Below are 25,028 nucleotides of genomic sequence, written 5' to 3'. Positions count from 1 at the left end.
CGGCAACAACATTCGAACCCGACACCGGATCAGAGGACTTCACCACAGCGATCTTCGGAGACACCACCGGATGCTCGGTCGTCACCGGCGGAGGAGTGATCTCCGGACCGGTCGGCGGCTTCGCAGTACCCGTGACCTTGTTGTTGATCAGAACGCCGCCGGCAACACCGTCGTTGATCTTCACCTGGTAGGTCAGAACAACCGACTTACCCGCTTCGAGTGCACCGGTCCACGAGAGCATGGTCCCCGACAGAGTCGGAACAGCGGCAGGAGCACCATCGACCGTCGCCTTCAGCGAACCGGCCACGAGCGTCGCGTTGTCGAGAACCTTCGACAGATCATCGGTCAACACCACCGGATTGAGCGTCGTCTTACCGGTGTTCGCACCCGTCACCGTGTACGTGATCGTCTGACCAGCATTGACGCCGGTACCCGGCGCCGGATCCGCTGTCTTCGCGACCGTGAATCCCGGAACCGAGTGATTCGTCTCCACCGAAGGAGGAGTGATCTCCGGACCGGTCGGCGGCTTCGCAGTGCCCGTGACCTTGTTGTTCAAGACTGTGCCCGCGGCAACGCCGTCGTTGACCTTCACCTCATAGGTCAGAACAACGGACTTACCGGCTTCGAGAAGTCCGGTCCAGGAAAGCGTGGTGCCCGACAGCGTCGGGGCGGCGACAGGAGCACCGTCGACGGTCGCCTTCAGCGAACCGGGAACGACAGCAGCATTGTTGAGAACCGCACCCAGATCATCGTTGATCTTTACCGGATCAAGGTTCGTCTTGCCGGTGTTGGTTCCGGTGACGGTGTACTTGATCGACTCGCCGGCCTGAACCGTCGAACCGGAAATCGGATCAGCAGTCTTCTCCAGTTTGAAGCCGGGAACCGAGTGATTCGTCTCCACCGTAGGAGGAGTGATGTCCGGACCGGTCGGCGGCTTCGCAGTACCCGTGACCTTGTTGTTCAGAACCGTGCCCGCGGCAACGCCGGCATTGACCTTCACCTGGTAGCTCAGAACAACAGACTTACCAGCCTGGAGATTGGCGGACCACGACAAAATGCTGCCCGACAGGGTCGGAGCAGCGACAGCAGCACCGTCGACGGTCGCCTTCAGCGAGCCCGGAACGATAGCAGCATTGTTGAGAACCGCACTCAGATCGTCTTTGATCGTCGCGGGAGTTAGGGCCGTCTTGCCGGTGTTAGCACCGGTGACGGTGTACGTAATTGTATCGCCGGCCTGAACCGTCGAACCTGTCGCGGGCACAGCGGTCTTCGCGACTGTGAACCCGGGCATGGGATGCGTCGTGCAGAGATTGGTTGCAGGATCACATGTTGTGGGAGGAGTTGTTGTCCCCGGAACGAGGTAGTTGTTCAGGACTTTGTTACCACCGTCTTTGACCGTGACGGTGTAGGTGACTGTCCCTTTGCCGCCGGCTGGCAACGTGCCGCCGACTTTGATTTTGTCGGTGCCATCCAATGCAGCGGTGAGTCCGCCTGTAGCAGCACCGACCGCAACCGTTCCGTCATCGATGACGTCAGCGAGGTAGTCGGTGTAGTCAATCGTCGCCGGGGCAGTACCCGGGTTCTCGAAATTGAGTGTGTAGGTGATTGTTTGGCCGATATTAACCGTCTCACCGGTAGGTGGTGACGACGACTTCTTCACGAGAACCGGCGTGTTCTTGACCTTGCAGTAAACATTGTCACCCGGTGTGAGTGCTGCCTGCGCAACGTCACCGACCCTGAGTGTCTGGGTCACACCATTTACCTGGCAATCCCATGATGTCGCGTAGTTCGCGGTCTTGGTCGCCGAGGTAGTGGGCTTCTCCCAGAACGTAACAGGAGTAGGCGTCGTATCTGCGAGGAGCGTACGCCAGCCAGTCGATGCCGTCGTATCTGTAGCGCCGGTCGTGGTGCTCTTGATCTCGGTCGCTGCAGCAGCACCCGCGTTTGCGTGGTGCCCGGTGCTCATGCCGATAGTGAAATCGTCACCGGGGGTGACGCGCGTGAGGTCCTTGTCGATCTTGACCTTCGAGAGCAGGACACCGAAAGCCAGACCCTGACGAGAGGTGGCCAGAACGGTATTACCGAACGTCGCCGCGAAGTTGGTCGGAGCGGTCGATGCAACAACCAAAGTGCCCGGCGAATACTCCTGGTTGTTGACCAGGTTCCAAGAATCACATCGGACGGTGGTGGCGGGCATAGCCGTCAGCCCACCGTCACAAGCGCGAATTCCAGGGTAGCCAGGTTCGTCAACACCGACTGTGCGCGCGATTTGTCGCAGCGGCTTGTCCGAATTGAAGGCGAGGAACTCTTTGTCGGTTGACGTGTTTGCGTCAGTCGACTCCGCATCGGCTGCTACGAGACCGTAGTTGTACACCGTGCCATTGGGCCCGGTCATCACGATGTTCTTGAGCGACACCGTCCCGCCGGATTGTCCATTCACGGAGGACTTCTGGTAGATCGCGGGCTTGATCGTCGACGGCACACCCGTGTAGGCGGACGTTCCCAGCGCTGAGTAACTCAACGTGGGGAGTGCCTTCGCTTCGACCCCCTGATGCGTCTTTCCTGCTACCGAGTCGGTGAGGAAAGCCTTGAAGTTGATCTTGTAGCCCTCGGTGAGCTGGATTTCCATCGACTGCCCGGCCGCGGATGTAGCCGCGGCTTCGTTGAGCGCCGACATGTCGATCCAACAGATGTTCTGCGAGAAAGGGCCAGTGTTAGGGGCGCTGAAGGCACAGCCCTTTGCGGGCTGTTCATCCGGCAGCACAGCGGCGCGAGCCGGCGTCTGAGCCTGAACGGGACCGCCGAGCGTCGCGGCCGGCTGCGCTGATGCAACTACTGCCGTCGCGCCGGAGATACCGAGAATCAACGCGATGGTGGTCCACACCACCGTCCACGCTCGCACCCAGGGCGGTAGCCCTGCGGTGAACATTGCCGACCTTGTCGGCGGTAAGTCGTTAGGCATTTCTAGCTCCCCAGGATGTGCCTGATCGATATTCGGTGGACGGAGATGCGAGAGCGATGGCGCGAACTCCCGTTTGATCGGTTGGTTCGGGTCGGTGCGCCGGTTTTCGGCTGATCGACCTCGCACCGGACGCTGCTGCCGGTCCTGCCATTCGAGCTCCTCTTCGGGTAACACCTGCGTGTTGGAAGAGCCGTCCTGTGCAGGACTTTGGCCCTCGAAATCCATGCAAATCAAGAGCAATCTTCCAGTTATCTCGATCAAGATAACAGATAACCGGGAGCTTGCCCACCGAAAGATGGACAAAGCAGACTGATAGTCGCTTTCCTTCGTTGATCGAACAAGGTCCGCTGGGCAGCTTTGGTCAACCGGACAATCTGACAAAATTGGCCGTCGCTGGGTCACGCACGTCTCGAAACGGCGTTTTGGCTGGATACGCCGGGTCGCTGGAATAATGGGGCGTCCTGGCAGATCTAGACAAATGACCAGTGCGCATAACCGCTGTTGGATGCACCACAGCGTATGAACTTCGACCCGGAACACTTACAACCGACGATGGTTCCGTCGGCAGCCCGAACGCGCCGAAATCGAATGAACGATCGCGATCAATTCATTCAGGGCCGTAGGTAACGAAGTGAGGGGAAGCCCCGATAGACGGATGGCAGGGGGCTCAAAACGCCACTGGTACGTGCTGTAACCACCCGGTAAGACCAAACTTCAAGTCCGTTTTGTGAAAATTTCCACGGGGGATTTCAGCCAATTTCCCACCATAGCTATCATCTGAGCCCACGTAGCTAGCAAATGTTCCCCGATTTTGGCTACCGTTCCGCTGAATTTCTCGTAACCACTGAGCTACATGCGGACCAATCGGTCACGCATCACGGGACACAGCAAACAAATTTCCAGGTCCTGAATAGGGCCAGAGGGCCCGAAAAGGACACTGCAAGAGCGCAAGCAGTCGCACACGCCTAGCTGCTGCCGAGCCCCACGCTGTTGGAGTAACGGCCGAAGTCACCCTGGGCTCCGCTGTAGACATTGATATCGGTGTTACCGACAATCCCCGGTATGCGTCCTGTGCTCGTGTACTGCCAGAAGGTCCAATTCGACCACCCACCAGGCAAGGGTCCCGGAGCGCTCTGACCGTTGTAGTCAGCAATCCAGAGCGGGTAGTGGTTGAACTCGGTTGTGTTCGCCATCTGCGTGTACCAGAAGTTGGGATACGTGTAGATGATCGGCTGCCGTCCCGTCAACGCCTGGACGGTGTTCAGGTACCGGTGAGTCCAGTCGATCACCTGTGATGCCGGCAGGCCTTTTGCGTCTTCGAGATCGAGGACGGGAGGCAAATCTCCAGGACCGTTGATACCGAGGACCATCGCCGCGTAGAACGCAGCTTGCGCTTCCGGCGACGCTCGCACGTCTGCGTAGTGATAGGCGCCGCGCGCAACGCCCGCAACGCGCATGCGAAGGCAATCCTGGACGAAATACGGATTCACGTAGTTCAGCGACTCTGTCGCTTTGACCATCGCGAACTCATGCCCCGACGCCCGCACCTGGAACCAGTCGATACCGGTTCCATCCACATGCTGCCAAGACGAAACGTCCGGCCCGCGGGGAGCATCAGCCGCAGCGAGACCCGGGGCCGTCAATGCAACGGCCGCAGCCATCGCGATCGGGGTTAGTCTGCCTAAGGTCCTGACGGTGCGTCGCTCGGCCATTCCCCGAGCGTAGGGACTGCTGCCGGATTTGTCTGTTGTTTCACGAACTATTCAGACGCTGGTCATCCCAACCAATCGAGAACCGCTGCCGCCGTCCAGGATTGCTGCATGCTGCCCAACGGCTCACCCGTAAAGGGTTCGTAATACTCGGCAAAACTGCCGTCACTGGCCTGCCTGAGTCCCTCCGCCCGGAGAACATACGATCGTTCAGCCCATCCACGACGCGCAAACGCCCATGAGAACAGCCAGGTGATCACCGGCCAGACAGGTCCACGCCAATACTCACGCGGACGGAAATCGCCGGACACCGGGGAAGTGGACGGCGGGACGGCAAATCTCATGTCCGGATGCCCGCAGAACTTCGGCCCCTCGAACGTTCGTAACAGCGAACGTTCAGCATCGCGACTAAGTCCACCACACAACAATGGCGCAAACATCGCGATGGTCTCGGTATTCACCCAGCGTCCCGTACGGAGATCAAAATCCTTTGCCGCGCCGCTTCTTTCGTCCGTCGTGGCTATGACACCTCGACGGAATCGGTCTGCCCAACCGCGCAGATCTCGCACATCGGAGTTCGGCCGCGAATGTTCCTCGCCAATGGTCGCCAGGACATCGCAGGCCATGGAGAAGACGGCTGAGACAAATACGTCCTCGACTGCAAAACTCATTGCGGTAGAAAGCTGTTGGTCGTCGTAGCGCACCGATTTCATTTCTTCGAGCAGCCACAGATAGCGATCGTATTCGTGATCCTTGGGACGTTGCGTCAGGTCCGTTACAACAGCAAGGTCGGCTCGCTGGTACGCAGGAACCTGTCCCGCAACAACATTCCCGTACGCCGCATCCCAACGTGGAGAGTTGTCCATCCCCGATTCCCAGCCGTGATAGAGCGCTATCCGACCATTACCGTCGAGATCTCGTGCCTCGGCAAGCCAACGATGCCACCGAACCAGATCATTCCACCGCCGATCCAAGAACTCCTCGGCAACCGCTCGCGTCGTACGGCCGTGACGACGTGAATGATCGAGGATTCGTTGCACGGCAATCGCATGTACCGGCGGTTGGGTAATCCCGGATGTCGCCGTGCCTATCGGCGCATGCGCAGCCAACGCATTGACGTCCCACCGCGTCGGACCGGGAAAATAGCCGTCGACGCCGTTTGCAAAAACGATGTGCGGGATCATTCCGTTCTTCCACTGCGCGTCGAGCAAGGTATCGAGTTCTACAACGGCTCGTTCCACACTCAACGGAGCCAATCCGACAGCAACAAACGCCGCGTCCCAACTCCACATATGTGGATAAAGCTTGGGAGCAGCGCTAGTCATCGTGCCCAGATCATTACCGCGCAGCAGATAGGCGGCTCGGGCAGCGAGCTGTGTCGGGGTGAATCCACGGTCGGCCATAGAAGTCTATTTTGCGTCGAGTACGGCTTCTGCGCTCATCGGAGTGGCGCGGTGAGTCTTTCTCGGAACCACTTTGCTGGTATTCCTACGGGAAGAAGTTACTAAACCGACAAGGCGGTTGCGGGTCATGGGCATCAAAGAAGAGTCAGCGGAGCGCGAGCGCAAGACCCTGCGGTACTCGCTGATGGTTGCGACAGCCTTGGCAGTCCTGGCCGCGGTGTGGGGGTGGATCTCGCAGTCTCAGGTAATCCTGCTTGACGGTGTGTACGCACTGATTGGCATGGTTCTGACCTGGATGTCGCTGCGCGTCTCCCGGATCGCAGATTCAGGCCCGACGGCGCGCTTCCCGTTCGGCAAGGAAGCTCTGATTCCGGTGGTGATCGCCATTCAGGGCATGGCATTGTTGGCGACTCTCGCGTACGCCGCCGTAGAGGCCGTACGGGTCATCCTGGCCGGCGGAGCCGATGTGACGGCCGGGTCGCTCGCAGCTTACGGCGCGATCAGTGCAGCAGTGTCCGTACTGATCTGGCGCTACGTCGGAAAGGTCGACCGCACATCCGATCTCCTGGTGGCCGAGGCCAGGCAGTGGGGAGCCTCGGCCGCCTTCAGCGCGCTGGTTGCCGTAGGCGCCGTTGTCGCAATGATCCTGGGGCGCACCGATTTCTCCGATGCCGATCGATACGTCGACTCCGTGCTCGTCCTGATCGGCTGTGCGATGCTGGTCCCACAACCCTTGGCTCTGTTGCGAACTGCTCTGGTGGAACTGCTCGAAGGCGCTCCCAGTCAACAGGTTCAGGCGCATGTCCACGACGCGATCGCAGCTGTTCGCGATGAATTCGATTTGGATGAACCAGCCCTGACGATGAGCAAGGTCGGCCGCAAGCTGTACATCGAAGCCATGTTCATGGTCCCTCCCCATACGTGGGAGATCGACGACGAAGATGCGGTACGACGCACATTCGCCAAACACCTCGCCGATCTGCCGTACGAACCATGGCTCAACATCGAACTGACCACAGATCCTGCCTTGATGCTGTAGACCTATCATATTTCGCTCGATGCGAGGTCTCACGGAGCCAAACCGACTATGCGTGAGGCTTCATATCGACCACGGCCGTGATGTCGACTTCCACCGGAGCACCTGACGGAAGGTTCTTGACGCCAATCGCGGCACGAACGGGAAGTGCTTCCCCACCGAGTATTTCAGCGATCACCGCCGACGCACCGTCGGCTACTGCCGACAGATCGAAGAAGTTGTCTGCGCAAGCCACATACACCGTCATGCGCAGACAGCGCTCGACTCGATCCATCCCTCCTGCGACCGAAGCAATTGCGGTGAGCGCATTCCGAGCGCACATCCCCGCAGCGGTAGCCGCATCCGCAATGTCTACCGCCTCGCCGACAACTCCGGACACTTGGAGGACTCCGTCGATCCGCGGTGTCATCCCCGCGCTGTAAGCAATCGAGTCGTGAACTGTTGCCGCCATGTACTGTCCCTGCGGCACGGGCCCTCGCACAAACGAAATATCAGACACCGAGAGCTATCCCTTCCTGTCGAGGATCGGCTGCGCCGCTGAGTAGCCCACGCTCACGATCGAGTGAAATCACCTGAGCGCTGCCACCACCATCCCATGCTCCCTGAAGCGTCACATCGTGTCCTCGACTACGTAATTCGGACAACGTGGACTTTCCTATCCTTGATTCGCACCGAAGCTCAGCGGGCCGACCGATCACGTCTGAATCACTGCCCGGGTAAACCGTGAATCGCGGTGCCGCCACAGCCTCTGCCGGGTCGAGTCCGTGGTCGAGCAAATGGGACAGCAATTGCATGTTCCACTGGACCTGCCCGTCTCCACCCGGGGTGTTACCCACGTGAAGCAGTGCCCCCGCGGTGTCTGCTGCTATCCAAGCATTGAGAGTATGCACCGGTTTACGTCGCGGCGAAGCCGAATTTGGATGCCCTGGAATCAGATACGCACCACGACCGAACCTGTTGTTGAGTACTACCCCCGTACCCGGGACCGTGATCTTGGAACCGAAAGTGAAGGCAAGGGAATGAATGAAGCTGACCGCTCTTCCGTCGGAGTCGACGGCGACGATCGACGTGGTGTCCCCGCCGGCCACACTGAACTCCCGTCGCCTCGACTTCGCATCCAATGATGCTCTCGATCGGGCCACTGTGTCGGGTAGCAGCAGTGTTCTCCATTCGTCATTGTCACTACCGCACAGTGCAAAGCGATCCTCGAAGGCGAGGCGGGCCGCCGATGCCAATCGGTCGATCGCGGGTGCCGCCATCCATGGCGAGTACCCGACTACACGGTCGCACAGAGCGGCTTGCTGAAGAACCATCCAGCCTGGCGTCGGCATCGCCGTCTGATATACCACCGCACCCGCGTACGTGCCGGCTATGGCGGGTTCCGGGTCGACCTTGAATCCATCCGCCCACTCGTTACCGCTGAAAGGCGCCCCACGTTCACGCAGTGTCGACACAGCTTTCTGAGCGAAGGATCCGAGATAGAAGTCCGCGGGATCGGACGCAAGTGAGCGAATCGTTCGAGCTAGATCAATTTGGGGGAGTTGTTGCCCCACATGAGGTAACCCGCCGCCGGGAAGATAGACAGCGGCGAGGCCGGGATCCAGCGCAATCGCCAGATGGGCTTCCCGGATGTCTTGGAGGGTCTTGGCTGAACACGGTAAACCTCGTTCGGCGCTACCTGCCGCCGGTTCCCACAAGTCAGACAGAGAACGTGTCGCCCCATTGGCATGAAGTGCTGCCAGGGCCGCAGGGGCGCCCGGTACGGCAACACCAAGGGGTCCGTCCAAGGGAATCGAGGTCAAACCTTGATCTGTGTAGAAATCCGTCTCTCCACCGTCTGGCCCGAATCCACTTCCTCCGACCGTCCAGACTCGTCCGTCGGGCTCACGCACTACAGCGAAGGCGTCTCCACCGATTCCGCATTGTCCTGGCAGTGCCAGCCATGTCATCGCCGCCATGGCGAGTGTCGCGTCGATCGCATTGCCGCCGTCGGCGAGAACCTGCACACCGATCGTGCTGGCTGCCGGATGACTGGAAGAGACCATGCCCCTGGTCGAGAGGGTTGGTGGCCTTGTGGTCATGTCAGGCCGCGGGTTGCACGTCGGCGGGGAGCTGATGTCGTGTCCGATGGGTCGAACCCGACGAAAATCTCTCCCTCTCGTTCTTCGACGGCGTATGTCTTGATAGCCACCGTGGCCGGCGGATATACCGGCTCACCCGTCTCGAGATCGAAGACACTGCCGTGACATGAACAACCTATGCCGTCCTCCACGAGTTTGCCGGAAGACAGGAGACAGTCAAGATGTGTGCAGTAGTTGGACGTCGCGTACGCCTTACCGTCGAGTCGGGCGACGGCGAATTCGTGCTCGCCCGAAAAGAATCGACGGACAAGTCCTTCCGTCACCTGACCCGACCGAGCTACGCGGACGAACTCGACATTATCTGCTGCGGTCTTCTCTGGTTCCATGACGGTCCCCTCTCCGATTGTGCTGTGGTCGGCGGCGCTCATGCAAGCCCGCTCAGGTAAATCGTCTTCTCGCGCTGGTAGAAACCCATCATCGATTCGCCGGCCTGCTCTTTGTTGGTCTGCGTGCTCGACGCCTTGAATCCACCGAACGGCGCGTTCATGCTCATGCCCGTCGTGGGTTGATTGATCTTCACCAGTCCCGTCTTCGTCCGAGCGGCAAAAGCCAACGCTGTTGCAATGTCGTTGGTTACGACCGAAGAGCTCAAGCCGTACTCGGTATTGTTTGCGAGGTCGACTGCACTATCGAAGTTTTCGGTGCGCAAGAAGACCAATAGTGGACCGAATACTTCTTCGGTTACGATGCGCATTTCGGGTGTTCCGCCAGAAAAAACCGTTGGGGTAACAAAGAAACCATCAGCATTGTCATCGTGCGGCGTTCCACCGCAGATCAATTCAGCTCCATCGTCCAGACCTACCTGAACATAGTCCAAGAACTTTCGGTATTGTCCTGCGCTTGCCAACGCACCCATCGTGACGCCCTCGTCGCCGCCGGCCCCGACGACCAACTTCTGTGCCAGTACAACAACTCTGCTGAGTAGGTCATCATGGATGGCATCAACCGCAACAACGCGGCTTGTTCCGGTGCAGGCTTGGCCAGATAACCCGAAGGCGCCCTTCACAATCAATGAGGCTGCCTTGTCGAGATCGGCACCTTCCAGCACTACAACCGGATTCTTACCGCCCATCTCGAGCTGACTGCGGCGTTCCGGACCGACGGCGGCGTGGATCGCCCGTCCGGTCTGGGTGGACCCCGTGAAGGTGATGGCATCGACGCGGCTGTCTGCAACCACGGCTGCGCCTGCCTTTCCTGATCCTTGTACCAACGCGATAACCCCGGGAGGCAATCCACCGGCAAGTAGTGCCTCGACAAGACGCTGCCCCATCAAGGGAGTCAACTCGGATGGCTTGAGTAGCAGCACGTTTCCGGCGGCAAGTGCCGGTCCGATCTTTCGTGACGGTATGTTCAGCGGGAAGTTCCACGGCGTGATCGCCCCGACAACGCCGACCGGTTCACGGACGGTGAACACGAGACCTTCTCCCGGCGACGGGTAAGTGGTTCCGGTAGTGCGAACAGCCTCGGCCGCATAGAAGCGCAAGTTCATCGGGGTACGCCCGACTTCCATGGTCGCTTCTGCGCGAGTCTTGCCTTCTTCTCGAACGAGTTCGTCGACGAGAGCCGCCGCATTCGATTCAAGGTTCGCCGCAGCAGCTTCCAGAATTTCTGCACGACGTTCGGGTGCGGTCGCAGCCCACGCCGGGGCTGCTTTGATCAATGCGGAGACGGCAATTTCGACGTCATCGTGTCCGGAGTCCGGGAATGTGCCAATTACGTCGGATCGATCAGCCGGATTACGACGCTCGAACGTCGCGCCGGACTGTGCAGCGACCCATCTACCGTCGATATAGTTCAGGCCCATCAGTTGCTCGCCGCCAATTCTTCGTCATCCAGCAGATCAAAAAGGTCAATGTCGATGTCTCGCAACCGGTCTGCGCTACACTGTTTGCCGATCAGCTCACGCGCTGCCCCGATGTCGTCGCCGCGGTCGAGCGCGAATGCCCCACGCACAATTCCGTCATCGAGATAGAATGCTGTGAACTCTCCGTCGTGCACGTTGCCTCTCGTGACGATCTCGGTATGTTCGGCGCGGCCGGTGAATTGAAGATTGACGCCGAACTGGTCGGACCAGAACCAGTGCGGTGCATCGTTGACGCCTTCGCGACCCAGCATCAGGTTTGCCGTCGCTGCGCCCTGCCTGCTGGCGTTGTCGAAGTGCTCGACCCGCATATGGCGTCCCGCCCTGTCGGAATAGCGTGAAGCGACATCCCCGGCTGCGAAAACGTTGGGCGTTGCTGTACGTCCTTGCACGTCAACAACTATTCCATTGTCGACGGCCAGTCCCGATGCACGTGCGATCTCCACATTCGGTTCGATTCCGATTCCGATGACAACAACATCGGCGCTCACGATCTCACCCGAACTCAGCGAGATGCGAACCTCCGACTGTTCGGTGTGGACCGCCGTGACGTCGACGCCGGTAACGACGTGCACTCCATTGTCGCGCTGCAATCGGGTGCAGACGGCGCCCATTTCTGCGCCGACGATATGAGCGAGCGGGATCGGCGCTCGTTCGATGACCGTAACCTCGCACCCCAGACTTCTTGCTGTCGAGGCAATTTCGAGACCCACGAATCCGCCGCCGATGAGCGCTACGTGCGTTCCCGGACGAAGGTGGGTCGACAAGCGCTGTGCATCGTCGATAGTGCGGAGATAGTGCGTACGTTCCGGGGCAGGTCCGGTGACGGCCATCGTACGTGGCCGACCACCGGTTGCGATGAGCACCGCGTCCGCCGCGATCGTACGGCCGTCAGCCAACTCGACGACGCCCGCGCCTGTGTCGATGCGACTCGCCGCAGTGCCGGTCAACAATTCCACGTGGTTCTTTTCACGCCAGGACGGCGGCAGCAGCATGAGGGAGTCGAGCGACTCCGTACCGGCAAGAAATTCCTTTGACAGAGGTGGCCGTTGATACGGCGCATGGTTCTCGTCGCCGATCAACACGATACGGCCGTCAAATCCCCTGCGGCGCAGCGTACGTGCTGCAACTGCGGCAGTCTGTCCCGCACCGATGGAGACGATGGTGTCGAGGGTTGCGGTCATGACAAGGCCTGTTCTCGTTCGGACGCCACAACGGTGCGCGGTGTCAAATCCACGTAGATGACGTCGTCTGCGACGGTTACGGGATAGGTCGGTTGGCAGAGGTCTTGGTCTTCTTCGTAGCCGGACTCGAGGTCGAAAGCCCATTGGTGTCCTGGGCAGATCACCCGCCCATGCAGAATCGTGCCCTTTGTGAGGGAGCGATCGGCGTGTATGCACAGGTCACGGAACGCATAGATACGCCCGTTGGCTTGAAAGAGTGCGATCGCGGTCGCGCCCACCTCGACGCGCAACTTGGTGCGCCTTCCGAGGTCGCGCAGGGCCGCGACGGCGGTCCAGTTCGTATCCATGTCTTCCCTTCGACAACTCGAGAATTCGATCGACTCGGCAGATGGCGGAGTCACCGTTCCGCCACCCGCCGGGACAATCAATCAGCTTCAGGCAGTGATGAGTTCGAGGTCAGACGCCACATAGGTGTCGTAGAGTCCCTTGGTGTAGCTGAAGCGCATTTCCGCACCCCACTTGACCAGCTGCAAGCAGCGGGCCTGCAACTCCGGGGTGTCTGCGTGGTCGAGCACGATCTGGTAGCCGCGCTCACCGTGCACGACATCGGATGTGATGTGCAGTTCGAAGAATTCGATCTCGTCCTCGGTGAATCCGTATACTTCTCGAAGCGGAATTATCTGCTTCTTGTAGATACTCGGGACCTGTGATTCCAGCCCGACAACCAGCGCTGCCGTCGCGACAACAAAGTGTTCACGCTGGGAAACGGCGTAGCACCAGGACTGTAGTCCGCGAGTTATGGCACTCATATTGGACGGATTCTCGATCTGCTCACGAGTGGTGCCGCATGCCTCACCGAACTTGATCAACAGATCGGTATGGCGAATATCTGCCAGTTCCTCCTCGTACATGTTCTGGAGAGTGAAGTCCTTGGCATTGGTGAACGTGTCGGGAGTATTCGAGTAGATGTTCGCGAGGTAGTCGGCGAACGGTCCGACGTAGTGGTAGTGGTTTTCGGCCCAGCGCGCGAAGTGGCGCTTCTCGAGCTTTCCATCTGCCCACGCCTTGCTGAAGGAAGCGTTTGCGGCCTCGCGGCCAACCAGCGCTCCTTCGAGAGCTGCGCGGAAATCTTCGCGGTTCAAGAGTTCGGTCATGATCTGCCTCGTTCTTTCTTGATGTTAGAAGATGATTCGTTGCCGACGGTAATAGGCGTTGCGGCGGTTCACTATGGTCAAAAGATCCGAATATCAACGTCTTTCGAGTGCACTGTGCACTTTTCGAACGAGTTTGTCAGACGTTGGCAGACGTGAGCGCCTCGAACTCCGCAAGCATGGCGGCACCTACTGCTTTGTCCTGCTTGCCATTTCCGCCGCTGATACCCACTCCCCCGACAATCTGACCGTTGTACAGCAAGGGGAATCCGCCGACGAATACGGCGAACTTACCGGGGAGCATGTGGCTGATGCCGAATGCTTCGTTGCCGGGAAGGGCTGGACCATCCGGGGCCTCGTTGAACAAGTGCGTTGCGCGCTCATGTCCTGCGGCGGTGAAGGCTTTGGCGATCGAGATGTCGACTCCGGTCAAACGTGCACCTGGCAACCTGTGCAGCGCAAGCACATTGCCCCCGTCGTCGACAACACACAGTGTCTGCTTGACGCCGATCTCTTCTGCCTTCGCACGTCCGGCGGCAAGCAGCGGTAGAGCATCGTCGAGTGTGATCCGGTGAACTTGGTGCATATCGTCTCCGTCGTGTTGGTTGGGCTGATAGATGGATTTCTACCAGCCCTGATCCCTCCGCACGATGGTCAAAAGAACCCGGACGAGCAGCACTGTGATAGTCATACTGCACATGACATGGGCTGGTTCCGTAGGTCATACTGCACACTTGATCCACCGCGAGGAGCGCAGTCATGAACCATCGACAGACCGAGAACATGACGGACTCGGAGCAATTCGAAGCCGAACGATTATCGCTACGGGGTCTCCTCGAGGAACCGATCTTCGACAAGGCGCACGTGCTGTCAGGTTACGACCAGATGGACTCCCAGGTTACGTGGTGCCTACCGTGGGACGAGGTGTTGAGCAGGCCGGATTCGCTGGTAGGCGTCGTTGTCTACACCCGTCCGGATACTCTTTCGGGCGCCGCCCTGGCATTGAAATCGCTACTCGCGCGTGGTGCCAGTGCTGTGATCGTCGACGGGACGGCTCCTTCCAGCACAGTCTGGCCGAAGGCACTACCGGCGGTGGAATTGGCTTTCCCCGTTGGATTTACCGTGCTGAACAAACTCCTCGCCGAGCGCGCACTCACTCAGGAAGCTCATGTGATGCGGTACGGGGTGATGGTTCATCAGTCTCTTGCTGCCCTACTTCACCGTGGCGCCGGCGTACCGATGCTCGTTCGCGAAGTAAGCTCTCTCACCTCTCGCCCCGCCCTCGCCCTCGACGTCCGGGGAAGGTTGATCGTCCAGTCCGGACTACCCGCCGAAGACAGCGAAGCGACTGCGGCGCTGGTGCAGTCCCTGACGGCAGCCCTTCCGAGCAGGACGGAAGAAGAAGTTCTCCACGCACATGAAGTGCATGTTCTCGAGCTTCCTCCGGCGCATTCGAATTCAGTTTCCGTGACAGCAGTTGCCTCTGCCATGCATCTCGCCGGTCGGCATGAGGGATGGGTTGTCGTCCTTACGCTCGCCGGCAAACCACGGCGGCACGACATCGCTCAGTACAAGGTAGTCGTGGAGCAAGCCGGCTCGATTATCGGTGCCGAGATGCTACGGCAGCGAAGCGTCGACGAAGCTGAAGAGCGCGCCAAGGGCGACTTCGTTCAAGCCCTTGTCCACGGAAACTTCGCCAGTGACCTCGACCTGAAAACTCGCGCCGAACTCCACGAAATTGATCTCGACCTCGACTACATCGTCTTCGTCGCACCTGGATTGGTCGACCGGACGGGCCCGCATCCGGGTGCAAGTATGGTGCGTCTCGCCCGGTACGCGGCAGGCGTACTGCCCCAGGTGGATGTCGCCTCCCACGTAACCGTGATCGGCGATTTTCTCATTGTCGTCAGGTCACTGCGAAGCGAGAGTCAGGACGAGATCGACGACTATGCCAATGCCATGTCCTTTGATCTGGAAAAGCGTCTGGGACAGCGCATTCCGGTGACTCATGGCCGACGATCGCACGGAGCGAAGAATATCGCCGCAAGCTACCGTGACGCTCGAATTGCACTCGGTATCGCAGCGCGACTCGAACTGTCGGGTTCGGTCTCGTACCGAGATCTCCGCGGATTCGGGGTGCTTGCGGTTGCGGCCGAGTCAGACGAGAGCCGTCGGTTGATCGACGACATACTTGGGCCACTACGAGGCCCCGGCGGACCACCGGACTTCGAGAAAATCCTGTTTGCTTATCTCGCCGAAGCCGGAAACATCAATGCTGCGGCCCGCAAACTTGGCTTGCATCGAAATACGATGATCTCCAAGCTTGATCGGATCTCTCGGTCGATGGGTCTCGATATCAAGCAAGCCGAAAATCAATTCACGATCTGGTTGGCATTGAGGTTGGATCTTTTGGCCACGGTGCGGGCGGGGGTTGACCGAGAGACGCGGAACACCTGAAATCACGCCGCGATTGGATCCTCGCCGACAAAGGTTGCCGCGAACCCGACGGCAACAACAGCCGAGGTGATCCCGAATAGGAGGGCAAACGGACTGTCTGCCACGTTAACGGCGATTCCGACCCACGCGGCGCCCACTGCAGACCCGCCGAAACGGATCAGATTGAACAGACCGAGCCCCGTACCTACTGCGCCGGCAGGTGAACGGGTCGAGCCTGCTGCAGCAGGCGTTTGCACCATCGCGACTCCGACTCCGACAACAATCAGCACCGCGCTCAAGGACCACATGTTCCGGACGTCGAGCTGAAGAATCGTTGCAAGAACGCATAATCCGACGATTAAGATCGACAAACCGCAGCGCATCGTCATTCGGCCGCCGAGCCTGTCCACGTAGCGTCCGACTACCGGCGCTGAAACGGTCATCGATAGCGGCAGTACAAAGAGAACAAGTCCAGCCGAGGTCGTGGAGCTGCCGCCTGAAGTCAGGTAGAGCGGTAACGCAAGCAACGTGGCTCCCAGCGCGAACATCTGAGCAAAAGCCGCGAGTGCGCTTCGCAGGAAACGTGATTCGAGGACCAGATCTATCGGAACGAACGGGTCCTTCGCCCGTAGGCACCAGGCAACGAACACAGAAACCAGCGCGATTCCGGCAACAACGAGAATTCCACTCAGCCAAGCACTTCGGCTCCCTTGCGAAGCGAGACTGATCCCGAGGACGATGGAACCGGCGCCACTGGTCAGCGTGATCGCACCCACCCAGTCCAGCTGCATCTTCTTCGCGGGGTAACGCGGAATGAACTTCATGGTGGCGAAGTAGCCGATGAGCGCCGCTGGGATGAGTGGAACGAATACCCACCGCCAGCCCATCAAGTCGCTCACCACACCGCCCAGTGAAGGTCCCATGGCCTGCCCGATTCCGTTGACTGCAGCCCAAGCCCCGACTGCTCTGGCCCGCCGCGCCGGGCCGAACAGCCAGGCAATGAGACCCATGACGGCGGGCGCGAACGCGGCCGCCGCAACACCTCCGAACGAGCGCCACATCACCAGCACCGGGAGTGACGGTGCCAATGCCGCGCCCAGCGAGCAAATCGCAGTGCCGATCAACGCTGCGCAGTAAACCCGCCTGCGCCCGAACCGATCACCAATCCAGCCTGCCAGGGGCATCGCCGCTGCGAAGGTCAACAAGAATGCGACGACAACAAAAATTCCACTACTCAATGGAGCTTCGAAATCGTCGAGTATGGCCGTGAGTGGGACGTTGACGATGTTGTTGCTGACCGTCCCGACGAAAGTTCCCACCAGCAGTGCGGCAAGTGCGGGTGATGTGCCCCCGTCAACTCCCGCATTCATCCTCGATGCGGTCACGCCCGTAGTTGCACTCATCATGCTATCCGTTCCATTGCGGTTTGAAGGCAAGGCACAGAGGAACCACGTGCCCAGCTAAGGTTAGGGTACCCACATTTTATGGCCAGAATGTCATCGAAAAGCGCAGTCGCGCAACAATTCTTAACTCAACGGTCATATCGCCGCGCAGTTTTGCGCAATATGGGACATCCTGCACATCTAGGATCGGACTCGAGTGTGCAGACTAGCCGTTGACCCTGGAAACCGCCCCGCGCACTATCACTCAATCAGTTATCGCGACTTTGGCACGAACTCATAAGGGGCGCAACGTGGAAGTAAATCTAACTGCCGCACACTGGGTGTACCTCGCGGGCATACTCGTCATCCTGGCCACAATGATGCTCAGAAAGAACATAGTCGTGCCGGCGGTACTGGGTACATTTCTGACTGCATTCGTCTTTTCCGACAGCCTTGTCACTGGACTCGCATCAATCTTCAACGCAAGTCTCGTCGCCGCCAAAGAACTGTTCAACATCTTCCTGATCATCGCTCTGGTAACTGCGATGCTCGGAGCGTTGCGTCAGATGGGCGCCGATCGACTCATGGTTGCGCCGTTCCGGAAAGTTATGCGCGGTGGCACAAGTAGTTTTCTCGTTCTTGCCGCCGTGACGTACATGATCTCGCTGTTCTTCTGGCCCACACCGGCGGTTCCGCTCATCGGGGCGGTCTTGATTCCGGTCGCGATCCGCGCGGGTCTCTCGCCTATGGCAGTCGGTATGTCGATCGCCATCTGTGGGCAGGGAATGGCGCTCTCGGCCGATTACATCATCAAGGTTGCGCCTGGCCTGTCCGCAACTGCCGCCGGTGTCGATCCAGATGTAGTTGCCGACCGCGCTCTTGTCATGTCACTGATCGTGGGACTCACCGCATTGATCATCACGTGGCTGACGCAGCGCCGCAATATGCGAGCACCATCGCCCGAACTTCTCACGGAATGGGAATCGCGAGCCGAGCACGAGAACGGCCGCTCGACCCAGGCTGACGGCGACTCCGCCGGCGGCACTCCGGTACCGAGCGGAACCCTGCCTGGTACCGGAGCGGCGGGCGGGTCGAAAGTTCTGGTGACGGCCGGAGCGAATGTCGGTGTGTCGGTGGCCGAACGCGTCGACACCGATGACTCGTCGATGAAGGCAACCGTCGACCACGTATTCAAAAGCATCAGGGCCGCACGTACATTCGCAGTTCTGGTGCCGCTCGCCTACCTTGCATTCATTGTGTACCTACTCATCGGCAAATTCACTGACATCGTCCCGGACCTCAAGGGTGGCGACGCCGCGGCCATGGTCGGTGGTATCGCCGCGCTCATTCTGTTCGCGGCCGCGGCCACTAATGACAAGCAAGGATTCTTCGAGACGACCTCCGAGCATCTGATCGACGGTCTCGTTTTCGCCTTCAAGGCGATGGGGATAGTGCTTCCCATCGCAGGATTCTTTTTCATCGGGAACGGCGACTTCTCTGCCCAGATACTTGCTCTACCAGCCGATACAGCAGGCCCGACGCTACTCTTCGATCTCGTGAATGCAGGCCAGTCCCATCTACCGCAGAATCCGTTTGTCACATCGTTCGCGATCCTGATCATCGGAATGATCGCCGGACTCGAAGGATCAGGCTTCAGCGGCCTGCCACTTACCGGGTCATTGGCCGGAGCCCTCGGCCCGGCAGTAGGAATGGATCCGGCAACCCTCGCAGCAATTGGCCAGATGGGCAATATCTGGTCTGGCGGGGGAACTCTCGTTGCCTGGTCATCACTTATCGCGGTTGCAGGTTTCGCCAGAGTGTCAGTCCTCGATCTCGCCCGTAAATGCTTCATCCCCGTCTGTTCAGGACTCGTGCTGATGACCATTGTTTCGGTTCTCATATTCTGAACCCGTCTCCTGTTGCCGGGGAGACAACACTCCCCGGTCTCAGCTGTATTCTCAGGAAACTTCATGACAATCTCGTACAAGCAAAACACCGATGGCACCACCGCAAGCGCAAGTTTCAACCACGAAAGCATCGGCGTTGCAACGATGATGGCCCTGACCTTCGTGACCGGACTAGTCGACGCGGTCGGATACCTCGGCCTCGACCGGGTGTTCACCGGCAACATGACCGGCAACATCGTCATACTGGGTATGGCCGTTGCCGGCGCCGACGAGCTTCCCGTACTGGGGCCAGCAATCGCACTGATTGCCTTTACCTTTGGGGCGTGTACGTGCGGGCTGCTGCTTCGCGGGTCGCCTGCAGGATGGCACACACGGACCACAGCACTATTCGCGACAGGTGGAATAGTTCTCCTCGGCTTAGCCGTATCGATGTTCGTGGTCGGCGACACCATGTCGGCAGTCCAACAGATCGTCTTCGCAGCGGTTATTGCACTGGTCATGGGCGAGCAGGCAGCGGTAGCAAGGGCTCTCGCGGTCAAGGATATGACCACGGTCGTGGTCACTTCGACCCTGACCTCGCTTGCAAGTGAGACGTTCTTCGGAACGGGATCCGCGTTGTGGAATCGGCGCGTCGGCGCGATCGTCACCATTTTCGTCGGCGCAATTGTCGGAGCACTACTTCTGTTGCTGCACGTTGCGCTCGCGTTGTTGATCGCTGCGTGCATCACTATCGCCGTTTCATTTATCGGCCACCGCTACCTGACCCGAGTTGATTGAGATCAGCCGTCGTAATCAACATGGAAAGCAGTAAGAGCCCTCGGTCTTCGGCGCGGTCGCAGCGGACCACCGCTGCCTTCCAGCCCTCTCAGTTGCCAGCCCATTCGAGGAGCGCGTCGGCCGTCCACGTGTTGATCACCCGATCGGCGTCGACGCCGCACTTTTCGGCGCGCTCGCACCCGTAGCCCTGCCATGCCAATTGGCCGGGAGCATGAGCGTCGGTGTCGATGGAGAACACGCAGTCGAGATCGAGGGCCAACTCGATCAACCGCGACGGTGGATCACGACGTTCGGGCCGGGAATTGATCTCCACAGCAGTACCGGATTCGCGGCAGGCTTCGAATACTCTCTCGGCATCGAACTGCGATTCGAGACGAGTACCGCGACCACCCTCGACAAGCCGGCCGGTGCAGTGGCCGAGAATGTCTACCCGCGGATTACGCACCGCGGCAAGCATTCTGCGAGTCATTGCCTCGCGTTCGGATCGCAGTTTGGAATGCACACTCGCCACCACGATATCGAGTTCGTCGAGCAGATCCGGGTCCTGATCGAGGGAACCGTCTTCGAGGATGTCGACCTCGATACCCGTAAGGATCCGGAACGGGGCCAGTTCCGCATTCAATGCGGCAATGACGTCGAGTTGAGCTCGCAGGCGATCCGCGGACAGCCCGTTGGCGACGGTCAGACGCGGTGAGTGGTCGGTGAGCGCGCAATAGTCATGGCCCAACGCGGCAGCCCGTCGCATCATTTCCTCGATGGGGCTGCCGCCGTCCGACCAATCGGAGTGCGTGTGCAGATCGCCGCGCAAAGCCTGCCGCAGCGGACCGTCGCCGATAGGTTGCGCCTGTCCCCGCAACTCGGCGAGGTACTCGGGAACACCGTCGTACGACTGGGCAATGATCGTCGCTGTTTTGGGTCCGATGCCGGTGAGGGCTTTCCAACTGTCGGCTTTGCGACGCGATTCCTTCTCGTCGTCCGACAGCCCTGCGAAGACCTCAGCGGCACGCCGGTAGGCCTTCACTCGGTGCGTCTCGGCCCGCGATCGTTCGAGCCAGTAGGCGATCTCCCGAAGCGCTTCATCCGGTTCCATGGGTCCACTGTTCCGTCAGCAGCCGCTCGCGGCAACCCCTGATCCACTTACGCTGTGGATATGGACGATCCGAAAGCACGATTCTCCACAGCACGAGTAGCACGACTGGCGACCGCCGATACCAACAGTGTTCCCCACATCGTGCCGCTCGTGTTTGTTGTTGTCGGCAACACCGTCTACTCGTGTGTCGACCACAAACCGAAAACCACAACCGCACTTCGCCGGCTGAAGAACATAGCCGCGACGGGCCATGTCAGCCTGCTGGTCGATCGCTACGACGACGACTGGTCGCAGCTGTGGTGGGTACGGGCGGACGGTGATGCCGAAATTCTGGAGCCGGGAACCGACGAGGCGGAGAGCGCGATCGACGCCCTGGCTTCGAAATACCCTCAATACGTTGACACCCGCCCGAACGGCCAGGTGATCGCAGTACGCAATGTTCGCTGGTCTTCGTGGGAATCGCTGCAAAGCAACAGCTTTGGCACACCGCATCGCATCGTCTCGCTCTCACATGTCAACGACCCCGCATCCACGCCGATCTTTCCCGGCGACCCGGAGTTCGCCCTCGAGACGGCCACCACCGTCGAAGCTGACGGCTATTACCTGCAGTACGTCAAGCAGGGTGAACACACCGGAACACATTGGGGCGCACCGGCACATTTTGAACTCGGCGGCCTGACCGCGGATCAACTGGATCCTGCCGACCTGTACTTACCCGCAGTGAAAATCGACATCCGGGAGAAGTCTGCCCGGAATTCCGACTACATTCTCAGGGTCGACGATCTGGTCGACTGGGAATCGAGGCACGGGCGGATACCGGACGGCGCTGCCGTGATCTTGTGGACCGGCTGGGAATCCCGTTGGGGCACAGATCTGTACGCGAACATCGACGCCTCCGGTATTCATCAGCCAGGCTTCGGCGTCGACGCAGTTCGGTGGCTCCTCGATTCCGGACGGTTTGGCCGACGAGGCGCCCTGGGTACCGACACCTTCGGACCCGACGCCGGGAGTGACGACAGCTACGCCGTCTCCACCCTGCTGTACGGCGCCCATCGCATCAGTCTGGAGAATCTTGCCAACCTGAGTGCCCTCCCCACCACGGGTGCGCATGTGCTTGTGGGAGGCACTGTCAATCGTGGCGGTTCCGGGTCGCCGGCGACGGTGTATGCGCTGATCTGACGGAGATAACGACATTTACCGACACCCTGTCGACATGTTCCCGACAGGGTGTCGGTATGATTACGACACAGTGTCGTAATAGCTACAGCGTCGTAATTGTCGTACAACCGTCGGCCAGGTCGCCGACACACTTCGGAGGCATCATGTTTCTGGCCGTGCGCGAACTCGTGTTCGCGCGAACTCGATTTTTGCTGATGGGCGCCGTGATCGCCCTCATCTCGATCCTGATGGTGATCATGGCCGGACTGTCTTCCGGCCTCGTCAACGACGGCGTATCGGGCCTGCAACGCACACCGGCACAAGCCTTTGCATTTGCCGAAGGCACCAAATCCGATTCCGCATTCAGCCGTTCGGTGGTCACCGAAGAGCAGGCCCAAGCCTGGCGTGAGCGTCCCGACGTAGCCAATGCAGCCCTGTTCGGAAACATGATCGTGAATGCAAAAACCCAGAACGGCACCCCTGTCGACCTCACACTTTTCGGGATCGAGCCTGGCTCGTTCCTCGAACCTGCGGCCGCAGAAGGTACCGCGCTGAGCGGCGAGAACACCGTCATCGTCAGCAACACCGCCCGCGACGAGGGTGTGAATCTCGGCGATACAGTCACCGTCGACCGCCTCGGAACGGATCTAACAGTTGTCGGATTCACCAGTGACCAAAGAACTTTCGGCCACGTCGACGTTGCGTATGTTCCGCTGAGCACCTGGCAACAGATCCATGCCGGCACCAAGTCCGGTGAGGCACCGCGCGCCGACGCCTACAACGAGGGCAGTGTTATCGCCATCCAAGGCGTCGACGGTGCACTTCCCGATCTGAGTGCCGGCGACGCTGCTGCCGGAACCGCATCGAAGACGTTGACTGAATCTTTCGAATCCTCACCGGGTTACAGCGCCGAGATGATGACGATGACGATGATCAAGGCCTTCCTGTACGCAATATCAGCCTTGGTGGTCGGTGCGTTCTTCACCATCTGGACGGTGCAGCGCAGCCGCGAAATCGCAGTCATGCGCGCCATGGGAGCGTCCACCGGATTTCTGCTGCGCGACGGTCTGATGCAGGCGGTGATCGTCCTCGTTGCATCCGTATTGACCGGTGTGGCCGTAGGTTTGGGTCTCGGTAGCCTGCTCACCGGATCCGGGATGCCGTTTGCTCTCGAGGCGGGCCCCGTCGTCAGCGGTGCAGCACTGCTCACCGTCCTCGGTCTTGCCGGAGCCGTTGTTGCCATCGCCCGCATCTCGTCTGTGGACCCCCTTGCCGCGCTAGGAGAAAACCGATGACCGTTACAACTACCACGCTCGGATTGAATCTTGCTGCGGCGCAGCTCTGTTTCGGCGACGGCGACAACAACGTCACCGCACTCGACAATGTCGACCTGAGTGTGTTGCCCGGCGAGATCGTAGCCGTCGTCGGCCCGTCCGGTGCCGGAAAATCCAGTCTGCTTGCCGTTGCCGGTGGACTGACAACCCCGACGGGCGGCACCGTGACCGTGAACGGCACCACCATTACGGGCCTGTCCAAGAAGAAACTGGCCGAGTTTCGCCGCGACAACATCGGATTCGTGTTCCAGTCCGGCAATCTCATTCCGGCGTTGAGCGCGACCGATCAGTTGCGTCTGGTCGAGAAGATCACCGGCCGAAAGGGATCGAAAACGCCGGCAGAATTGCTCGAGGCCGTCGGGATGACCCACCGCGCCAGCAGACGACCGGGTCAACTGTCCGGTGGTGAGCGTCAACGAGTGGGTATTGCGCGCGCTCTGATCAGCGATCCTTCCGTACTGCTGGTGGACGAGCCCACCGCAGCGCTCGACCGGCAACGCAGCCACGACATCGTCGAACTACTGGCCCGCGAAACTCACTCGAGCGGCGTCGCCACCGTCATGGTCACCCACGATCACGAAGTGCTTCGTCACTGCGATCGAGTTCTGGAGATGATTGACGGGCGCCTGCAGGCACACTGAGCGATCGTCTGCGCCGCTGCACAATCCACTTGGCCAGAACCCCGTGGCTGGGGCTGAACAGATAGACCAGAGTGAAGACGATCCCTTGCGTCATCACCACCATGCCGCCGGACGCGGTGTCGAGGTAGTAACTGATGTAGATGCCGGTGATCGCGCATGCTGCCGATATGGCGGGCGCGATCATCAACATCCGCGAAAACCTGTCGGTCAGAAGGTAAGCCGTCGCACCGGGAATGATCAGCATGGCAACCACCAGCACGACCCCGACGGCTTGCAGCGCGACCACGGCGGTGAGCGCGAGAACTCCCAACAGCAACGCACTGAGCCGCTTGGGGGAGAGCCCGATTGCGTTGGCGTGGACGGGATCGAAGGCAAACAGCGTGAGATCGCGGCGCTTGACCAGTAGTACGCCAAGGGCCAAAGCACCGAGCACCGCCACCTGCAGAAGATCCGACGAACTCACGCCGAGCAAGTTACCGAAGATGATGTGATTGAGGTCGGTCTGGCTCGGCGTGACCGAGATCAACACCAACCCGAAGGCAAAGAGTGTGGTGAAGACGATCCCGATCGCGGCGTCCTCCTTGACGCGACTCGTGTTGCGTATCAATCCGATCAACGCGACGGCGATCAGCCCGAAGATCAGAGCGCCGATGGCAAACGGTGCTCCGACGACGTAAGCCAGCACCACTCCCGGCAGGACGGCGTGGGACACGGCATCACCCATGAGCGACCACCCGATGAGCACCAGCCAGCAGCTGAGCACGCCGCACACCACCGCGGCGACTACGGCAACAGCCAAGGCGCGCACCATGAATCCGTATTCGAGCGGATCGAGAAGTAGTTCCACGATGTTCAT

General features: G+C 59.8%; 21 protein-coding genes and 1 pseudogene. 8 read left to right on the top strand and 14 right to left on the bottom strand.

The features are described from left to right. The 3 genes from FEZ60_RS30215 to FEZ60_RS30205 form a co-directional block, all read right to left on the bottom strand. Positions 1-2,962: isopeptide-forming domain-containing fimbrial protein (locus tag FEZ60_RS30215; RefSeq protein WP_242484912.1), on the bottom strand; the 2,962-nt coding region annotated here is incomplete at its 3' end. Positions 2,963-3,927: 965 nt separating this feature from the next. After that, positions 3,928-4,674 (bottom strand): glycoside hydrolase family 25 protein, encoded by a 747-nt coding sequence (locus FEZ60_RS30210; RefSeq protein WP_033235251.1) that lies wholly within the window; start codon positions 4,672-4,674, stop codon positions 3,928-3,930. A gap of 62 nt (positions 4,675-4,736) precedes the next feature. Further along, positions 4,737-6,074: a glycogen debranching protein gene (locus tag FEZ60_RS30205; protein WP_045065999.1), complete on the bottom strand. Its 1,338-nt coding sequence runs from the start codon at positions 6,072-6,074 to the stop codon at positions 4,737-4,739. A gap of 127 nt (positions 6,075-6,201) precedes the next feature. Here FEZ60_RS30205 and FEZ60_RS30200 point away from each other — a divergent pair, with 127 nt between their 5' ends. Then, complete coding sequence (locus tag FEZ60_RS30200; RefSeq protein WP_033235253.1) at positions 6,202-7,113, top strand: cation transporter; 912 nt, start codon at positions 6,202-6,204, stop codon at positions 7,111-7,113. 46 nt (positions 7,114-7,159) lie between these two features. On the opposite strand, the gene FEZ60_RS30195 is transcribed toward FEZ60_RS30200, so the two are convergent. From FEZ60_RS30195 to FEZ60_RS30160, 8 genes are all read right to left on the bottom strand, one after another. Next, complete coding sequence (locus FEZ60_RS30195; protein ID WP_258190609.1) at positions 7,160-7,609, bottom strand: RidA family protein; 450 nt, start codon at positions 7,607-7,609, stop codon at positions 7,160-7,162. After that, positions 7,602-9,191, bottom strand: coding sequence for a gamma-glutamyltransferase (locus FEZ60_RS30190; RefSeq protein ID WP_045066002.1), 1,590 nt, complete (start codon positions 9,189-9,191; stop codon positions 7,602-7,604). The genes FEZ60_RS30195 and FEZ60_RS30190 overlap by 8 nt, the downstream gene beginning before the upstream one ends. Then, positions 9,188-9,577, bottom strand: a complete 390-nt coding sequence (locus FEZ60_RS30185; RefSeq protein WP_033235411.1) for a Rieske 2Fe-2S domain-containing protein — start codon at positions 9,575-9,577, stop codon at positions 9,188-9,190. Before FEZ60_RS30185 ends, FEZ60_RS30190 begins: the two co-directional genes overlap by 4 nt. Positions 9,578-9,615: 38 nt before the next feature. Next, positions 9,616-11,055, bottom strand: coding sequence for an aldehyde dehydrogenase family protein (locus tag FEZ60_RS30180; protein WP_172937763.1), 1,440 nt, complete (start codon positions 11,053-11,055; stop codon positions 9,616-9,618). Continuing rightward, complete coding sequence (locus tag FEZ60_RS30175) at positions 11,055-12,296, bottom strand: FAD-dependent oxidoreductase (RefSeq protein WP_172937762.1); 1,242 nt, start codon at positions 12,294-12,296, stop codon at positions 11,055-11,057. The genes FEZ60_RS30180 and FEZ60_RS30175 overlap by 1 nt, the downstream gene beginning before the upstream one ends. After that, complete coding sequence (locus FEZ60_RS30170; RefSeq protein WP_033235258.1) at positions 12,293-12,643, bottom strand: Rieske 2Fe-2S domain-containing protein; 351 nt, start codon at positions 12,641-12,643, stop codon at positions 12,293-12,295. The genes FEZ60_RS30175 and FEZ60_RS30170 overlap by 4 nt, the downstream gene beginning before the upstream one ends. 87 nt (positions 12,644-12,730) lie before the next feature. Then, complete coding sequence (locus tag FEZ60_RS30165) at positions 12,731-13,450, bottom strand: iron-containing redox enzyme family protein (RefSeq protein WP_045066006.1); 720 nt, start codon at positions 13,448-13,450, stop codon at positions 12,731-12,733. 136 nt (positions 13,451-13,586) lie between these two features. Further along, positions 13,587-14,033 (bottom strand): heme-binding protein, encoded by a 447-nt coding sequence (locus tag FEZ60_RS30160; protein ID WP_033235260.1) that lies wholly within the window; start codon positions 14,031-14,033, stop codon positions 13,587-13,589. 173 nt (positions 14,034-14,206) lie between these two features. On the opposite strand from FEZ60_RS30160, the gene FEZ60_RS30155 reads away from it, so the two are divergent. Continuing rightward, complete coding sequence (locus FEZ60_RS30155; RefSeq protein WP_242484911.1) at positions 14,207-15,904, top strand: helix-turn-helix domain-containing protein; 1,698 nt, start codon at positions 14,207-14,209, stop codon at positions 15,902-15,904. A 2-nt stretch (positions 15,905-15,906) separates the two neighbouring features. Here the strand turns inward: FEZ60_RS30155 and FEZ60_RS30150 are convergent, their stop codons facing one another. Continuing rightward, positions 15,907-17,286, bottom strand: coding sequence for an MFS transporter (locus FEZ60_RS30150; RefSeq protein WP_080711781.1), 1,380 nt, complete (start codon positions 17,284-17,286; stop codon positions 15,907-15,909). Positions 17,287-17,576: 290 nt separating this feature from the next. Here FEZ60_RS30150 and FEZ60_RS30145 point away from each other — a divergent pair, with 290 nt between their 5' ends. Together FEZ60_RS30145 and FEZ60_RS30140 are read left to right on the top strand one after the other, a co-directional pair. After that, positions 17,577-19,172 (top strand): hypothetical protein, encoded by a 1,596-nt coding sequence (locus FEZ60_RS30145; protein WP_033235261.1) that lies wholly within the window; start codon positions 17,577-17,579, stop codon positions 19,170-19,172. A gap of 63 nt (positions 19,173-19,235) precedes the next feature. Continuing rightward, on the top strand, positions 19,236-19,949 hold the full coding sequence (locus FEZ60_RS30140) for a YoaK family protein (RefSeq protein ID WP_080711773.1): 714 nt from the start codon (positions 19,236-19,238) through the stop codon (positions 19,947-19,949). Between the two features lie 88 nt (positions 19,950-20,037). Here FEZ60_RS30140 and FEZ60_RS30135 read toward each other — a convergent pair whose 3' ends face one another. Next, positions 20,038-21,039 (bottom strand): PHP domain-containing protein, encoded by a 1,002-nt coding sequence (locus tag FEZ60_RS30135; protein WP_172937761.1) that lies wholly within the window; start codon positions 21,037-21,039, stop codon positions 20,038-20,040. 60 nt (positions 21,040-21,099) lie between these two features. Between FEZ60_RS30135 and FEZ60_RS30130 the strand changes: the two are divergent. The 4 genes and pseudogenes from FEZ60_RS30130 to FEZ60_RS30115 all read left to right on the top strand — a co-directional run. Continuing rightward, positions 21,100-21,495 (top strand): annotated as a pseudogene (locus tag FEZ60_RS30130) (TIGR03668 family PPOX class F420-dependent oxidoreductase); the annotation flags it as partial. Positions 21,496-21,501: 6 nt separating this feature from the next. Further along, positions 21,502-22,218 (top strand): cyclase family protein, encoded by a 717-nt coding sequence (locus FEZ60_RS30125; RefSeq protein ID WP_202026692.1) that lies wholly within the window; start codon positions 21,502-21,504, stop codon positions 22,216-22,218. Between the two features lie 143 nt (positions 22,219-22,361). After that, positions 22,362-23,492 (top strand): ABC transporter permease, encoded by a 1,131-nt coding sequence (locus tag FEZ60_RS30120; protein WP_172937760.1) that lies wholly within the window; start codon positions 22,362-22,364, stop codon positions 23,490-23,492. Beyond that, on the top strand, positions 23,489-24,172 hold the full coding sequence (locus FEZ60_RS30115; RefSeq protein WP_033235264.1) for an ABC transporter ATP-binding protein: 684 nt from the start codon (positions 23,489-23,491) through the stop codon (positions 24,170-24,172). The genes FEZ60_RS30120 and FEZ60_RS30115 overlap by 4 nt, the downstream gene beginning before the upstream one ends. Here the strand turns inward: FEZ60_RS30115 and FEZ60_RS30110 are convergent. After that, a complete protein-coding gene (locus tag FEZ60_RS30110) occupies positions 24,096-25,028 on the bottom strand; it encodes a metal ABC transporter permease (RefSeq protein ID WP_202026668.1) in 933 nt (310 codons plus the stop codon). The genes FEZ60_RS30115 and FEZ60_RS30110 overlap by 77 nt on opposite strands.

Source organism: Rhodococcus sp. MS16, assembly GCF_013277795.1.
Classification (GTDB): domain Bacteria; phylum Actinomycetota; class Actinomycetes; order Mycobacteriales; family Mycobacteriaceae; genus Rhodococcus_F; species Rhodococcus_F globerula.
This window is presented reverse-complemented; position numbering and strand designations above follow the sequence as displayed.